The sequence below is a fragment of the Sphingomonas sp. CV7422 genome (assembly GCF_027945725.1).
GTDB lineage: Bacteria > Pseudomonadota > Alphaproteobacteria > Sphingomonadales > Sphingomonadaceae > Sphingomonas > Sphingomonas kyungheensis.
Window position 1 is genome coordinate 1816601 of the sequence record NZ_CP115900.1, and the last position, 14619, is coordinate 1831219.

The 14619-nt window shown below is 69.0% G+C and carries 14 protein-coding genes; 9 read left to right on the forward strand and 5 right to left on the reverse strand.

Features of this window, described 5'->3' with window-relative positions; genetic code table 11:
• Positions 1 to 99: 99 nt before the first annotated feature.
• Both PBN85_RS08895 and PBN85_RS08900 read right to left on the reverse strand, forming a co-directional pair.
• Positions 100 to 2394 carry a patatin-like protein gene (locus PBN85_RS08895; protein WP_271300866.1) on the reverse strand — a complete coding sequence of 765 codons (2295 nt, stop codon included), beginning with the start codon at positions 2392 to 2394 and terminating at the stop codon, positions 100 to 102.
• Positions 2394 to 3101, reverse strand: a complete 708-nt coding sequence (locus PBN85_RS08900; protein ID WP_271300801.1) for an endonuclease/exonuclease/phosphatase family protein — start codon at positions 3099 to 3101, stop codon at positions 2394 to 2396. The genes PBN85_RS08895 and PBN85_RS08900 overlap by 1 nt, the downstream gene beginning before the upstream one ends.
• 223 nt (positions 3102 to 3324) lie before the next feature.
• Here PBN85_RS08900 and PBN85_RS08905 point away from each other — a divergent pair, with 223 nt between their 5' ends.
• The 5 genes from PBN85_RS08905 to PBN85_RS08925 all read left to right on the forward strand — a co-directional run bounded on the left by PBN85_RS08905 (position 3325) and on the right by PBN85_RS08925 (position 6982).
• Positions 3325 to 4062 (forward strand): hypothetical protein, encoded by a 738-nt coding sequence (locus PBN85_RS08905; protein ID WP_271300802.1) that lies wholly within the window; start codon positions 3325 to 3327, stop codon positions 4060 to 4062.
• A 1-nt stretch (position 4063) separates the two neighbouring features.
• Positions 4064 to 5221 carry a M48 family metallopeptidase gene (locus PBN85_RS08910; RefSeq protein ID WP_271300803.1) on the forward strand — a complete coding sequence of 386 codons (1158 nt, stop codon included), beginning with the start codon at positions 4064 to 4066 and terminating at the stop codon, positions 5219 to 5221.
• An 8-nt stretch (positions 5222 to 5229) separates the two neighbouring features.
• Entirely contained in the window at positions 5230 to 5841 is a 612-nt protein-coding gene (locus tag PBN85_RS08915; RefSeq protein ID WP_271298718.1) for a hypothetical protein, read from the forward strand.
• Positions 5842 to 6048: 207 nt separating this feature from the next.
• Entirely contained in the window at positions 6049 to 6618 is a 570-nt protein-coding gene (locus PBN85_RS08920; RefSeq protein ID WP_271298719.1) for an acyltransferase, read from the forward strand.
• A gap of 139 nt (positions 6619 to 6757) precedes the next feature.
• Entirely contained in the window at positions 6758 to 6982 is a 225-nt protein-coding gene (locus PBN85_RS08925; protein ID WP_271298720.1) for a hypothetical protein, read from the forward strand.
• 114 nt (positions 6983 to 7096) lie between these two features.
• On the opposite strand, the gene PBN85_RS08930 is transcribed toward PBN85_RS08925, so the two are convergent.
• On the reverse strand, positions 7097 to 7339 hold the full coding sequence (locus PBN85_RS08930; protein ID WP_152542418.1) for a hypothetical protein: 243 nt from the start codon (positions 7337 to 7339) through the stop codon (positions 7097 to 7099).
• Positions 7340 to 7566: 227 nt separating this feature from the next.
• Between PBN85_RS08930 and galA the strand changes: the two genes are divergently transcribed.
• Positions 7567 to 10011: a beta-galactosidase GalA gene (galA, locus tag PBN85_RS08935; RefSeq protein WP_271298721.1), complete on the forward strand. Its 2445-nt coding sequence runs from the start codon at positions 7567 to 7569 to the stop codon at positions 10009 to 10011.
• A gap of 341 nt (positions 10012 to 10352) precedes the next feature.
• Here the strand turns inward: galA and PBN85_RS08940 are convergent, their stop codons facing one another.
• Both PBN85_RS08940 and PBN85_RS08945 read right to left on the reverse strand, forming a co-directional pair.
• A complete protein-coding gene (locus tag PBN85_RS08940) occupies positions 10353 to 10589 on the reverse strand; it encodes a hypothetical protein (RefSeq protein ID WP_271298722.1) in 237 nt (78 codons plus the stop codon).
• Positions 10589 to 11617, reverse strand: coding sequence for an SDR family oxidoreductase (locus tag PBN85_RS08945; protein ID WP_271298723.1), 1029 nt, complete (start codon positions 11615 to 11617; stop codon positions 10589 to 10591). Before PBN85_RS08945 ends, PBN85_RS08940 begins: the two co-directional genes overlap by 1 nt.
• Positions 11618 to 11726: 109 nt before the next feature.
• Between PBN85_RS08945 and PBN85_RS08950 the strand changes: the two genes are divergently transcribed.
• The 3 genes from PBN85_RS08950 (at position 11727) to zapE (ending at position 14605) form a co-directional block, all read left to right on the forward strand.
• Positions 11727 to 12308 carry a ClpP family protease gene (locus PBN85_RS08950; RefSeq protein WP_037536652.1) on the forward strand — a complete coding sequence of 194 codons (582 nt, stop codon included), beginning with the start codon at positions 11727 to 11729 and terminating at the stop codon, positions 12306 to 12308.
• 80 nt (positions 12309 to 12388) lie between these two features.
• Positions 12389 to 13174: a succinate dehydrogenase iron-sulfur subunit gene (locus tag PBN85_RS08955; RefSeq protein ID WP_037536650.1), complete on the forward strand. Its 786-nt coding sequence runs from the start codon at positions 12389 to 12391 to the stop codon at positions 13172 to 13174.
• Positions 13175 to 13507: 333 nt separating this feature from the next.
• Entirely contained in the window at positions 13508 to 14605 is a 1098-nt protein-coding gene (gene zapE / locus PBN85_RS08960; protein WP_271298724.1) for a cell division protein ZapE, read from the forward strand.
• Positions 14606 to 14619 lie beyond the last annotated feature (14 nt).

The window sequence follows — 14619 nt, forward strand, 5'->3', positions numbered from 1 at the left end:
CCCGGGGACGCGGGCGAGGGTAGCGGCGGCGGAGGCGGATGGCCAGAGGGGCCGGACGGGTACGATCGGGGCGGCCCGGCGTGCCGGCGTGAGGCGGCCTTACCCCACCTCGCCGCGCAGCGTCGCGATCAGCCCGGGGATCGCCGTCAGCCGCGGCTCTTCCTCGTCGAGGATCGCGCGGAAGGCGCTGCGTTTGATCGCGGCGACGCGGCCCGGCTTCATCCGCACCGTCGGCGGCAGCGTCGAGACGCAGATGTCGATCATCCGCTCGGCGCCGTGCAGCCGGCCCCACAGATAATCGTTCTCGCGATAGGCGCGGCTGAAGAAGGCGCCGAAGCTGTTGAATTGGATGCCCTTGAGCGTCGCCTCCGCGCCGCCGGCGCGGATCGAGCCGGCATCGTCGGGGGCGATGCGATCGACCTTGATCGGGTCGAACTCGTCGAGTCCCTCGCCCTGCAGCAGCGGCAGCGTCGCGGTGTCGAAATAGGGGAAGCCCAAATAGGTGAGCAGCAGCGCCCGCCGCATCGGCCGGTCGAGGCTGACGAAGGCGTCGGCGAGCCGGCGGTCGGTGTCGGCATCGAGCGTGGCGAGATCGAGCGCGTCGCCGAGCGCGTCGAGCAGCGGCGCCGCGTCCTGGCTGCGGGACGTCCGCACCATCTGGTGGAGCTGCGGATAATGATCGGCACGCTGGCGGTCGAGATAGGCGGCGAGCGAGGCATAGATGGCGTCGCGCATCGCGGCGGCGCCGGCCGACTGGTCGTCGGGCTGCCCGGCCTCGATCTCCTCGAGTCGGCGCGCCATCAGCCGCAGCCGGCGGATGCGGAAGCCGAGGTCGAAGGTGCGCAGGAAGTCGATCGTCGCCGCGCCTTCCTTGCCCGAGAAGCTCGGCGCGACGCCGCCGAAGCCGCGCGACGCGATCGCCGCCTCGATCCCCGCGCGGATCCGCCGCCAGCGCTGCTGCCCCGGCTCGCCGCCGATCTGGTAGAGCAGCCCGCTGATCATCGCGACGACGCCGCTCAGCTTGAGATGACCGTAGGCGACATAGCTGTAGCCGGCGCGGCTCGCCGCCGCCGTCTGCGCACGCCGCCGCCACGCGACCAGCCGCGCCGGCGTCGGCCGGTCGAGGAACAGGGTATGGCCGAAGGATTGCTCGATCTCCTCCTCCACCGCCGGGCGCAGCGCGGTGACGATGCCGCGCAGCCGGTCGATCCGTTCGGAGCGTTCGGCGAGCGCATCGAGATTGTCGCGGATCGGCTGCTGCCGCGGCAGGTCGCTGAGGGCGCCGAGGATAGTCTGGAAGAAGCCCGGCGTCTCGCCCCCTGCGCCGAGGCGGATCTTGATGCCCGGCGACGGGTCAATGTAGACGAAGCGGCGGTCGACCTCGCGCCTCGCCGGCCGTTCCCTGAGCGCATCGATCGCCGGGCGGAACGGCGCATTGGCGAGCACCGACCCGTCGATCAGCACCGCCTTGTCGACCTGATTGGCGGCGACGTGGCGCGGCAGGACCCGCTTGAGGAAGGCGTCGCGCTCCGGCCAGGCGAGCCCGCGCGCGGCGAGGACCCGGTCGAGTTCGGCGACGGTGAACGGCGGGAAGGCGCCGGGGAAGCTCGACGTCGCCCGCGCCGCAAAGGCGAGTTCGGGCACCGCGCCGATCGCGCCGCCGGCATGGTCGGAAAAGCCGATGACGATGCGATGCTCGGTCTCGAGCACCTCCGGCGGCGAATTGAGCCGCAGCCGCTCGGGATGGCCGGTGAAATCGGTGCAGGTGACGAACAGGTCGAGCGGCTGCCCGGCCGGCAGCAGCCGCGGCCCCGGCGGCGCGGCGGCCATCGCCGCGAAGGCATCGAGCAACAGCCCGGTGAAGGTCTCGCCGCCGAACGGCGGCTCGAACCAGCGCGAGCGGACGAAATGCGACAGCTTGGTGCGCACCTCGTCCTGCGTCGCCGCGTCGAGCGCCTCGACCTTGTCCTTGCTGCGCCCCGCCGCGACCCAGGCGAGCGGCAAGGCCCATAATTTGGAGAAGCGGCTCGCCGGCGCCGCCTCGGCATCGATCAGCGCCTCGACATCGGCGGAGGTCAGCCACAGGTCGGTGAGCGGTTCGAGGCTCTGGCCGCTGGTGATCGCCTGGGCGAGGAAGATGCCGTTGATCCCGCCCGCCGACGCGCCCGCGACGATATCGGCGAGGACGCGCAGCCGCAGCCCGGCGAGCGCCTCGATCTCGGCGATCAGCTCCGCATAGACGCGCTCGCTGGCGCCGTGCGCGGTCTCACCGGCGTGGATCGCGCGGCTGGCGCGGACGAGGTGCCAGACCTCCTTGGTGATGCCGTGCATGTAGACGGCAAGGCTGATCCCGCCATAACAGACCAGCGCGAGGCGCAGCTCCTTCTCGCGCATCACGCCGGGGCCAGCATCGCCCAGATCGGCAGATGGTCCGAGGTCTTGCGCGCGGCGGCGCTGGCGTGGACGCCGCATTCCGCCACATGGAGGTCGGCGGACACCATGATCCGGTCGAGCCGCCCGACCGGCCGGCGCGCGTGGAAGCTCGGCCCGGTCGCCGCCATGCGATAGTCGCGGCCGAAGTCGCGCAAACATCCCGCCGCCGCGGTCCATTCGTTGAGATCGCCCATCATCACGGTCGGATGACGGTCGGCGCAGCCTTCGACATGCGCGAGGATCGCCGCCGCCTGCCGCCGTCGCCACAGGCCGGACAGGTCGAGATGCATGCCGACGACGCGCAGGGTCACGCCGTCCAGCTCGACATCGGCGGTGACCGCCCCGCGCGGTTCGAGCGAGGGGAGGTGGATCGGCGCGCAATGGATCACCCGCGCCGCCTTGCGGACGAGGATGACATTGCCGTGCCAGCCCATCGACAGCGCCCGCATGCCGAAGGCGACCGGCTTCCAGTCGCTATGCTCGTCGAGCAGATGCGCGGGCAGCACCGATTCGCGCGGGCCGAAACGGCGGTCCGCCTCCTGGAGCGCGATCACATCGGCATCGATCTCGCGCAGCACCTCCAGCACCCGCTCGGGATTGCGCCGCCGGTCGAGCCCGACGCCCTTGTGGATATTGTAGCTGGCGACTTTCAGGTGGCGAGAAACCATTGCGGGGACGTAACGCCCGGATCGCGGAATGGTGCCGTTTGCGGTCACAGCACCAAGCGACAAGAGAAGGGCAATAAAGTCAAGTGTCTGCCTACCCATAGTGAATAAAGAGTCAAGGCAAAACGGGAAATCCGCTGCATCGTCAAGCACGACATGATAAACGTCGGTGCGACTCGAAGTAAACGGAGCGGCCGGGGGCGGTATGTTGCGGATTGCGCGGGATATGATCTTGGCCTGTCTGGTCGCCGCAGCCGCCGTGCCGGCGTCGGCGCAGGAGAGATCGGCGATCAAGCCGGGTTTCGTGCTGCCGCCGGACACTGCCCGCATCCTGCTGTTCCGTCCATCGATCACGGTCGGTGCGCAATCCACCGCGGGCCTGTTCGAGCCCAATGCCGACTGGACCGCGCAGGCGCGCGAGGCGCTCGGCGCGTCGCTGCGCGAGGCGGAGGCGCATCTCGGCCATACGGTGGTCGATTATGCCGCGCCGGACGGGGCGGACGCCGCGGCGCTCGCCGAATATCAGGCGCTGTTCGATACCGTCGCCGCGGCGGTGATCGAATTTCAGTTCTTCCCCGGCAATCGGCTGCCGACCAAGAAGCGCAAGGATCAGTTCGACTGGGGGCTGGGGCCGGAGGTTGGCACACTGCCGGGGCTCGGTGGCGCCGATTACGCCCTGTTCGTGACGACCGAGGACGCGTTCGGATCGACCGGGCGCAAGGTGTTGCAACTGTTCGCCGCACTCGCCCGTGTGTCGGTCGTCTCCGGCGTGCACAAGGGGTTCGCCGGGCTGGTCGATCTGCACAGCGGCGAGCTCGTCTGGCTCAACGCCGATCTGCAGATGGGCGGCGACGTCCGCACGCCGGAGGGCGCCCGCAAACGGGTGCGCGAGCTGCTCGCCGGCTTCCCCGGCAAACCCGCCGACACGCCGGTCGCTGCGGCGGATGCGAACCGGGCGCGCTGACATGCGCCGGCTGATCGTGCCGCTGCTCGCCGCGGCGCTTTGCGCGGCGCCGGTGCAGGCGGCGCGCGAGACGTTGCCGCTGCCCCCGTTCACCACCGCCTATCAGCCGACGACGGTCGACGAGCGCGGCCTGTGGATGGAGGCCGACGAGGACGAGCGGCGGATGCGCGACGCGCCCGAGGTGATCCGCGATCCGGCGCTGAACGCCTATGCGCGCGAGGTGCTGTGCCGCACCGTCGGGCCGGTGCGATGCGCGGCGATCCGGCTGTATATCGTCCGCATACCGATGTTCAACGCGACCACCTATGCGAACGGGATGATGACCTTATGGTCGGGGGCGCTGCTGCGGCTGCATAGCGAGGCCGAACTCGCCGCGATGTTCGGGCATGAATTCAGCCACTTCGAATTGCGCCATACGCTTACCGGCTTCCAGCGCCGGCGCAGCGGCAGCGATCTGCTCGCCTGGGCCGGGTTGCTCGGCGCGGGCGGGATCGCCTTGCCGACGATGGTGGTCGGCGGCTTCTATCGCTTCAGTCGCGCGCAGGAAGCGGCGGCGGACATGCTCGGTTTCCGCTATCTCACCGCGGCGGGCTATGTCGTGACCGCGCCGGCGGATCTGTGGACGCGGGTGATGGCGGAGCAGGACGCCACCGAGATCGGCCGCTATCGCAAGCCCAACCAGCGGTATGTCGCCGGCTTCTTCGATACGCATCCGACCGAGCTGACCCGCGCCACCTATCTGCGCGCGGCGGCGGCGCAGATCGGCGGCGGCGGCGTCGATGAGGCGGCACGCTTCCGCGCCGCGATCGCGCCGTGGCTGCCGCGCCTGCTCGACGACCAGATCAAGCGCAACGATTTCGGCGGCAGCGAATATCTGCTCAACCAATTGGCCGTGGACGGCTGGACGACGCCGCTCTTGTTCGCGCGCGGCGAATTGTACCGCGAGCGCGGCAACCCCCGCGATCTGTCCGCCGCCGCCGGTTTCTACCGGGAGGCGATCACGCACGGCGATGCGCCGGCGGAGGCCTATCGCGGGCTGGGGCTGGCGTTGCTGCGCAGCGGGCAGGTCGAGGCCGGCAAGGCGGCGCTGCGCGACTATCTCGCGCGCAGGGCCGATGCCGGCGACGCAGCGATGATCGCCACCCTGATTGCGGGATGAGATCGATGATGACGACGCGCTTGCCGAACCGCTTGCCCCGCCACCTGTTGCTGGTCGTCGTTCTGGCGGCGGCGGTGCCGGCGGGCGCGAGCAACCGGCTCATCGCCGCCGGCGGACGGGTGAGCATCGCCAAGACGCCCCTGACGGTGACGCCCGCGAGCGAGTGGAACCGGCTGGGCGCGCGACCCGGCCGCAATGCCGAGGTGTGGACGCTCGACGGCGACACGCTCAACGCGCTGACCTTCTATGCCGCGATCGGCGAGGGGAAGACGCTGTTCCGTCAGGCCGATCGCAGGGAGCATCCGCTGCCGCCGGTCAACCGGACGATGCTGCTCACCGACATTCCGACGCTTCTGGAGAACAGCTATCGCAGCGCCCTCGACGTCGCGACGATGACGATCGATCATGTCGAGCCGACGCCGTTCGCCGGCGCCGGCGGCGTGCATTTTAGCTACACTTTCGTCCGACCGGAGGAAGCCATCCACGTCCGGGGCGAAGGATTCGGCACGCTGCGCGACGGCAAACTCTATCTGGTCACCTACGAGGCGCCGGCCCTCTATTATTTCGAACGGAGCGTCGCCGCGGCGCGGCAGGTGGCGGAGAGCGCCCGGCTAGACTGACCCGCCCGCCAAATACTGTGCGGGCGGGTCAGCCGGGCATCCCCTCCATGGCCTCTCGGACCGAGAACCGCCCTACAATCAGAAAGTTAAGGCCGCGTAACGGTCGGGCACGCCGCCGACATGACAAACACGTCATAATGCGCTAGGCCAAGGGCGTTGCCCTATCGTGGCGACAGGGGCGCGACAGGTCGTGCCGGGAGACGCCATATGGCTACCGAACACTGGCAGCGGACCAAGCTGCGCGCGCTGATCCTGCGCATCCAGGGATCGGTGTTCATCTCGGATCGGTGGCGACGGCGGCTGCTCAATTTCGCCGGTGCGCGCATCCATCCGACCGCGACGGTGCGTCATTCGTGCTGGCTCGACAGCGCCGATATCGTCATGGGGCGCGACGCGATGCTCAACTGCTTCGCGCGGTACGATGGCGCGGCGCGGCTGACCTTCGAGGATGGCGCGCGCGTCTCCTCGGGCGTGACCTTCACCACCAGCACGCATCATCATACCGGCGATCCGACCCGCCGTTCGTCGCCCGAGACGATCAACGCGCCGATCACGATCAAGGCCGGCTGCTGGGTGATGACCGACGTGACGATCAACCCCGGCGTGACGATCGGCGAGGGCTGCGAAATCGGCGCGCAGGCGGTGGTGACCGAGGATACCGCGCCCAACGGCCTCTACGTCAATATGGTCGGGGCGAGCGGCACGGTGCGCGCGCGGCGCATCAAGGAACTGCCGGTGCGCCGCGGCGCCCGCCCGGTCGCGCTGGTGCGCGGCTGACCGGTGTCTGTATCGTAACGGGATTCACCGGCGCCTTACCGGTTGCCGCGGGGCGGGGCCGACGCCATGTTAGGACACGCCCTGCCGGCAGGCTCGTCAACGCCCGGGCCGGCAGGGCGCCCGGAAGGGGCCGTGACGCATGTATTGGCAACATCTTTCCGCAAGCGACATGCTGATCCTCGGCAGCATCCTGTGCGTCGTCGTGCTGCTGCTCCTCGCCATCCGCTTCGATCGCCGCGCGCAGCGCCGCCGGGCCGCCGAATGGCATGACTCTTATTATCATCGCGGCGGACTGGTACGCGCGCTGATGCGCCGCTGGAACCGTGGCCCGGCGCGGCTGACCGATCAGCGCGGCGAGCGGTGACGCGGCTGCGGCCGCGGCGGACACAACAAAGGGGGCCGCAGCCCCCTTTGCGAACGCCCGTGGCGTTGCCGTTTCCCATGGCCATCGCGCGGCGATGGCCCGGAAAAACGGATTTTAGTTGCTGTCGGCCTGGCCGTCGTCCGAAGCGACCGCCACGATGCCCGCGGCAACCGCAGCCACCGCCAGCACGGCGATGATCACGCCGCCACCGGCGAGCTCGTTCTTCTTGGCCGAGGTCGAACCGGTGCGGACCGACTTGGCAACCGACAGGCTCGCAGCGGGGTTGGCCGGTGCCGCAGCGACCGGCGCAGCGACGAGAGCCGTAGCGGCAACGGCGGTGAGGTACTTACGAATCACGCTAATCTCCTATTGTGGGGTCACCCCTCGGCCATACTTGGCACGAGGAGGCTACCATTGGGTTAATACGCCTGCATTTGCAATGTTCGCCTGCCGCGAACTTGCGCCTGCCTGACGCGGAACGCACCACGCTGCAAAGCGTGACGCGGCCGGAATCGTATATTATATTTGACGGGTGGCGCGGTGCGTGATGGGATTGGCGATCTCCCCGCGCAAGGACCCGTGCATTGAACCACCCGCATCGCCGCGCCATCCTGACCTCCGGCGCCGCCGCCGCCGCCGCGACCTTGCTTCCCGCCGCCGCGCCTGTGCCGTCGCCCGCCGGCCCGCGGATCGTCGAACCGCTTGACGACTGGCGCTTCCACCTCGGCCATGCCGCCGATCCGGCGAAGGACTTCGGCTTCGGCCGCAGCCACGACACCTATGCCAAATCGGGCGATGCCGGCACGCCGGCCGCCGAGGGCACCTTCGACGATTCCGCCTGGCAAGCGGTGACGCTGCCACACGACTGGGCGGTCGACCTGCCGTTCGAGCGGTTCGGCCCGCCGGGGAGCGAGGCGGACAAGACCGGATCGTTCCAGGGGTTCAAGCCGCTCGGCCGCGCCTGGCCGGCGACCAGCGTCGGCTGGTATCGCCGCATCCTCCGCCTTGCGAAGGACGATGACGGCCGCCGGCTGCTGCTCCAGTTCGACGGCGTGTCGCGCGACTGCCTCGTCATCCTCAACGGCTTCATCGTCGGCAGCAACGAAAGCGCCTATACTCCGTTCGAGATCGACGTCACCGATTTCGCCCGACCGGGCGTCGACAACGTCCTGCTCGTGCGCTGCGACGTCAGCCTGGGGGAGGCATGGTCGTACGAGGGGGCAGGGCTGTACCGCCACGCCCGGCTGGTCAAGACCGCGCCGGTCCACGTCCGCCAATGGGGCGCCTATGTCCGCACCGCCGTGACCGCCGCCGGGGCGCGGCTCGATATCGCCACCGAGATCGCCAATGACGGTCCGGCGGCGACGGTGCGCGTCCGCTCGACGGTGACCGCGCCCGACGGACGGGTGGTGGCGCGGCTGACCTCCGATCCGCTGGCGCTGCCGGCGTGGGGGCAGCAGACCGCGACGCAGGTCAGGCAGGTGCGCGACCCGGCGCTCTGGTCGATCGAGACGCCGCAGCTCTATCGGCTGACCAGCGAGATCGTCCGCGACGACGTCGTGATCGATCGCGACGATAGTGCCTTCGGCATTCGCACGATCCGGTTCGATGCGACGCGCGGTTTCTTCCTCAACGGCCAGCCGGTCAAGATCAAGGGGACGTGCAACCATCAGGATCATGCCGGGGTCGGCTTCGCGGTGCCCGACAGCCTGCACGTCTGGCGGCTCGAACGGCTGAAGGCGATGGGCGCCAACGCCTATCGCTCGACGCATCATGCGCCCGCGCCCGCGGTGCTCGATGCCTGCGACCGGCTCGGGCTGCTGGTGATGGACGAGACGCGGCAGATGTCGAGCAACGCCGAGGGGCTGTCGCAGCTCGACCGGGTCGTCCGGCAGGGGCGCAGCCATCCGAGCGTCATCCTGTGGAGCATCGGCAATGAGGAGATTCACCGCGGCACCGAGACCGGCGCGCGGATCGCCGCGACGATGAAGCGCCGCATCACCGCGCTCGACGGCACGCGCCCGGTGACCGAGGCGTTCAACGGCAAGCTCGGACAGGGCGCCTCGCGCGTGCTCGACGTGATGGGCTGCAATTACTATCTCAACGAAATAGACGGCTTCCACGCCGCCCATCCCGACGTGCCGATGATCGGCACCGAGACGGGCAGCACGGTGATGACGCGCGGCGAATATGCGCGCAACGAGGCCGAGGGGCTGGTGCCCGCCTATGACCAGGAATTCCCGCGCTGGGCGACGACCGCGCAGGACTGGTGGTCCTTCTACGATACACGCGACTTCCTCGCCGGCGGCTTCGTCTGGACCGGCTTCGACTATCGCGGCGAGCCGACGCCGTTCGAACGCTGGCCGGAGAATGTCTCGCATTTCGGGCAGATGGACCTGTGCGGCTTTCCGAAGGACAATTTCTATTATTACAAGGCGTGGTGGGGCAGCGAACCGGTGCTCCACCTCTTCCCGCACTGGACCTGGCCGGGCCGCGAGGGGCAGACGGTCGCAGTGTGGGTGCACAGCAATTGCGAGGCGGTGGAACTGCTCGTCAACGGCCGCAGCCTCGGGCGGCAGACGGTGACGCGCAATCGCCATCTCGTCTGGCAGGTGCCCTATGCGCCCGGACGGATCACGGCGCATGGCTATCGCGACGGTCGGCGGCTGCTCACCGCCGAGCGCATCACCAGCGGCGCGCCGGCGCGGATCGGTCTGTCGAGCGACCGCCGCCGGCTCGCGCCCGGCGCGGTCGCGGTGGTACGCGCGGCGATCCTCGATGCCGCGGGGCACGAGGTGCCGACCGCGCACGACCGGCTGCACTTCGCGATTGGCGGCGATGCGACGCTGCTCGGCGTCGGCAACGGCGATCCGCGCAGCCTCGAACCCGATCATGCGACGACGCGCTCGGCGTTCAACGGGCTGGCGATGGCGCTGGTGCAGGCCGGCGCGCGCGGCGGTGCGATCCGGCTGACCGCGCGCGGCGAGGGCCTCGCGCCGGCGATGCTGCCGCTGATCGGCACGGGGTGATCGGAGCGCGCGCAGAGGCGCAGAGGGCGCAGCAGGGGCGGTCGCGGCGATCGCGGCCCGATATCGGCAATCGTCGGTGCCGGGGCGCTACGCCCGGCACGAACGATATCTCCGCGCCTCCGCGTGAACCCATTTTGCTGATCTGATCAGACTGATCGACGCGGCGGTCGCGCACGCCGACTATCCAGCCGAAAGAGGAGATTTCACGCGGAGGCGCGGAGGCGCGGAAATCCAGTGGGTGGGGAAACGCGGTGCCGAACCTCACCGGGTCGACTGAAAGCCGCTGCCGCGGCAGGCGCATCCCGCTGCGCCTCTGCACGACCTCTCAGAAACCCGAGACGCTATCCGTCGAGCCGGTCGGCAAGCACCCGGATCGCCTGCCCGGTCAGCGCGACCGTCCGCTCGCCGTCGAGCATGATCGGATGTTCCGGCCGGAGCACCGCGTCGTTCTGCATGCCATGGTCGAGCGCGAGCCAGGCGCGCACCGCATCGGCGAGGTTGGTCACCTCCGGCACTTCGTTGCCGCCGCGATCGACGTTGGCGAGGATCGCGCTCATCTGCCAGTCGATAGCGCTCATCACCGATCCTTCCGGCCATAGACGAACGCGCCGATCCCCGCCACGGCGATGGCGCTCAGCGCGGTGGTGAGGCCGGAATGTTTCGCCGCAGCGGTATAGAGGCTGGTCTGACGGGCGGCGGGATGCTCGCCCGAATGGACGCGGCCGGTGTCGTTGCTCTCGAACAAATTGCTCGGCGCCGGCTGGCGCTTCTTGGGATCGACGAACATCGTTGCGGCGATCGGCGCCAATCGGTCGAACAGCGACGGGAAATGTGCGGCGAACAACGCCTGCGCACGCCCCGCGCCGCCGACGGTGAGGTCGCGCTTGGCATGGGTCGCACAGAACAGGATCGCGTCGGCAACGAGCTCGGGCGCATAGACCGGCGGCGGAATCTGTGCCTCGCCCGGCTCGTGGTTGGCTGCATGTTGCGCGATCGGCGTATCGATGCCGGACGGCTTGATCAGCGTCACCTGCACCGGCACGCCGTCGGAGGCGAGCTCGATGCGCAGCGCGTCGACATAGGCCTTCACCGCATGTTTGCTCGCGGCATAGGCGCCCATGATCGGGCTCGGCATGTCCGCGGCGATCGACGCGACGGTGATCAGCGCGCCGCGCGTTTCGGTCAGGTGCGGGATGGCGGCGAGGCAGCCGTGCACCGCACCGAAATAATTGGTGCGGAACAGCTGCTGATGCTCGTCGTCGGGGATGTCGACGAGCTTGCCGTAGATCGCGGTGCCGGCATCGTTGACCCAGGTGTCGATCCGCCCGAATCGCTGGCGGGCATGCGCCGCGGCGGCGCGGACCGCGGCGGCGTCGCCGACGTCGGCGGCATAGGCGTCGGCGATCCCGCCGTCGGCGACGATCTCGTGCACCGCCGTGCGCAACGCCGATTCGTCGCGCGCGACGAGCAGCACGCGCGCACCCTGTTTCGCGGCGCGCTTGGCGGTGGCAAGGCCGATGCCGGAACTCGCGCCGGTGATGACCATCACCTGCTCGGCGAGCGGCTTGAGCGCCGGGGTTCGATCGGGCTGGGGGGCTGGGGTCACGCGATATCCTGCTGTTGGGTCGTCCCTCAACCGCCCCGGCGGGGAGGGGTTCCGCTTATGTTGTCCGCCGCCGCCGGAACCTTGCGCGGGTGCGACGGTTCGCCGCGGCATGACCGAAGATCCCCGCGCCAACGTCGCCAGCAAATATCCCCTGCTCGCGGTCCCGCACATCCAGCTGCACGGCACCGTCGACGAGATGATGTACGCCCGCTTCAAGACGCAGCTCGCCGCCGCGCCGACGGAGGGGCCGATCGTCGTGTCGCTGACCACGCTCGGCGGCGATCCGGAGATGGGGCGGGCGATGGGCGACGATATCCGGCTTTTGCGCGACTATACCGGGCGCGAGACGCTGTTCCTCGGCAAGGTCGCGGTCTATTCCGCCGGCGCCACCTTCATGGCGGCCTTCCCGGTCGAGACGCGCTTCCTCACCCGCGGCACGCGGCTGATGCTGCACGAGCGGCTGATGAGCAGCAGCATCCAATTGTCCGGCCCGCTCACCACCTTGCCCGCGGTGCTCAAGGCGAAGCTCCACGAGATCGAGGAATCCATCAAGATTCAGGAGGAAGGCTTTCGCGAGATCGTCCGCGGTTCGGCGGTGCCGTTCGAGGAGCTGCAGCGCAAGGCGCCGTCCAACTGGTATATCGAGGCCGAGGAGGCGCGCGACCGCGGCCTCGTTCTTGATGTGATCTGACCGCGACCTATCTCTCAGGGGTTGCGAAAGCCCGACGAAAGGCATAGCCGCAACGCAGCATTTAGAGGAGCGTTGCGGCCATGGCCGAGTTCACCCTGCCCAAGAACAGCAAGGTCAAGGCGAAGGGCAAGGTCCATAAGGCGACCGGCGACGCAAAGCGCATCAAGACCTTCAAGGTCTATCGCTACGATCCCGACACCGGCGAGAACCCGCGCTACGACACGTTCGAGATCAACCTCGACGAATGCGGGCCGATGGTGCTCGACGCGCTGATCAAGATGAAGGCGGAGCAGGACAGTTCGCTGACCTTCCGCCGCTCGTGCCGCGAGGGCATCTGCGGCTCCTGCTCGATGAACATCGACGGGCGCAACGGCCTCGCCTGCACCACCGCGATCGAGGACGTGAAGGGCGAGGTGAAGATCACCCCGCTGCCGGCGATGGACGTGATCAAGGACCTCGTCCCCGACTTCACGCACTTCTACGCGCAATATAGCTCGATCAAGCCGTGGATGCAGACGGTCAGCCCGCCGCCCTCGGGGAAGGAGCGGCTCCAGTCGCCGGACGACCGCGCCAAGCTCGACGGCCTCTACGAGTGCATCCTGTGCGCCTGCTGCTCGACCTCCTGCCCGAGCTATTGGTGGAATGCGGACAAGTTCCTCGGCCCGGCAATCCTGCTCCAGGCCTATCGCTGGCTCGCCGACAGCCGCGACGAGATGACCGGCGAACGGCTCGACCAGCTCGAGGATCCGTTCCGCCTCTATCGCTGCCACACGATCATGAACTGCGCCAACACCTGCCCCAAGGGGCTCAACCCGGCCAAGGCGATCGCCGAGATCAAGAAGATGGAAGCCGAGCGGATTCTGTAAGGGGGACGAAGCGCCCGGCGGCCATGATGTTGGACGCGCCGGTGGACTGGCTGAGCCCTTGGCTGCGATTGTGGCTTGTCCGTCACACTACCATTTGCCCACCCCGGCGAAGGCCGGGGTCCGGTCGGGGGACGTAGAGCACCCCTCGCACGCTCTTCCACCGGGACCCCGGCCTTTGCCGGGGTGGCGCGGTGTTAGGAGCGGCTCCGCGCTTCGCGCGGATTGGGCGTGATTTTCCAAGGCAGCCGCGGCTGGCGTGCGCAAGCTTATGCCGCCGCACCACCAGCCTCGCCGCCGCGTCTATAACCTCTCTATCCCATCGCAGGAGCCAGCATGAAGGTCCTCGCCGCCTATGACGCGCTGGTCGCCGCCGGCGAGTTGCGGCCCGACGCCGAGCAGCGCTCCGCCGCGCTCCGCCTCGACACGCTCGCCAGCGCGCTGGAAACGCCGCCGAAGCGCGGCTGGCTCGGGCGGCTGACCGGGCGCGGCGGCGACGCGGCGCGCGGCGTCTACATGTTCGGCGACGTCGGCCGCGGCAAGTCGATGCTGATGGACCTGTTCTTCGCCAATGTCGCGATCGAGAAGAAGCGCCGCGTCCATTTCGCCGAATTCATGATCGAGGTGCACGGACGCATCGCGATCGAACGGCGCAAGGAAGCCGGCGATCCGATCGCCCCGGTCGCCGCCGCGCTGGCCGAGGAGACGCGGCTGCTGGCCTTCGACGAGATGATGGTGACCAATTCGCCCGATGCGATGATCCTCAGCCGGCTGTTCACCGCTCTGCTCGCCGCCGGCGTGACGATGGTCACGACGTCGAACCGCGCGCCCGCCGATCTCTACAAGAATGGCCTCAACCGCGAACATTTCCTGCCGTTCATCGCGCTGATCGAGGCGAAGCTCGACGTCGTCACGCTCAACGGCCCGATCGACTATCGCCGCGACCGGCTCGGCCAGCAGGACATCTGGCTCGTGCCGAACGGCCCGGCGGCGACGGCGGATCTGTCCGCGGCCTTCTTCCGCCTCACCGATCACGAGGTGACCGAGCCGATCCCGTCCGAGGATCTCGTCGTCCAGGGCCGCACGCTCCATGTCCCCAAGACGCTGAAAGGCGTCGCGGTCTTCTCGTTCAAGAAGCTGTGCGGCGCGGCGCGCGGTGCGGCCGACTATCTCGCGGTGGCGCGGCGCTATCACACGGTGATCCTCGTCGGCATCCCCCGCCTCGGCCCGGAGAACCGCGACGAGGCGGCGCGCTTCGTCACGCTGATCGACGCGCTCTACGAGCATAAGGTCAAGCTGCTCGCCGCCGCCGATGCCGAACCCGAGGCGCTCTACCCGACCGGCGACGGGCGGTTCGAATTCCAGCGGACGGTCAGCCGGCTGGAGGAAATGCGCTCCGAAGATTATCTCGCGCAGGGCCATGGCAGCATCTAATGCACCTGCGAACC

Bases quoted from the DNA above. Each gene is read 5' to 3' on its own strand.
- zapE (WP_271298724.1), top strand. From the start codon at position 13,508: ATGAAGGTCCTCGCCGCCTATGACGCGCTGGTCGCCGCCGGCGAGTTG.
- PBN85_RS08900 (WP_271300801.1), bottom strand. From the start codon at position 3,101: ATGGTTTCTCGCCACCTGAAAGTCGCCAGCTACAATATCCACAAGGGC.
- PBN85_RS08955 (WP_037536650.1), top strand. From the start codon at position 12,389: ATGGCCGAGTTCACCCTGCCCAAGAACAGCAAGGTCAAGGCGAAGGGC.
- PBN85_RS08915 (WP_271298718.1), top strand. From the start codon at position 5,230: ATGACGACGCGCTTGCCGAACCGCTTGCCCCGCCACCTGTTGCTGGTC.
- PBN85_RS08925 (WP_271298720.1), top strand. From the start codon at position 6,758: ATGTATTGGCAACATCTTTCCGCAAGCGACATGCTGATCCTCGGCAGC.
- PBN85_RS08905 (WP_271300802.1), top strand. From the start codon at position 3,325: ATGATCTTGGCCTGTCTGGTCGCCGCAGCCGCCGTGCCGGCGTCGGCG.
- PBN85_RS08910 (WP_271300803.1), top strand. From the start codon at position 4,064: ATGCGCCGGCTGATCGTGCCGCTGCTCGCCGCGGCGCTTTGCGCGGCG.
- PBN85_RS08940 (WP_271298722.1), bottom strand. From the start codon at position 10,589: ATGAGCGCTATCGACTGGCAGATGAGCGCGATCCTCGCCAACGTCGAT.
- PBN85_RS08895 (WP_271300866.1), bottom strand. From the start codon at position 2,394: ATGCGCGAGAAGGAGCTGCGCCTCGCGCTGGTCTGTTATGGCGGGATC.
- PBN85_RS08920 (WP_271298719.1), top strand. From the start codon at position 6,049: ATGGCTACCGAACACTGGCAGCGGACCAAGCTGCGCGCGCTGATCCTG.
- PBN85_RS08950 (WP_037536652.1), top strand. From the start codon at position 11,727: ATGACCGAAGATCCCCGCGCCAACGTCGCCAGCAAATATCCCCTGCTC.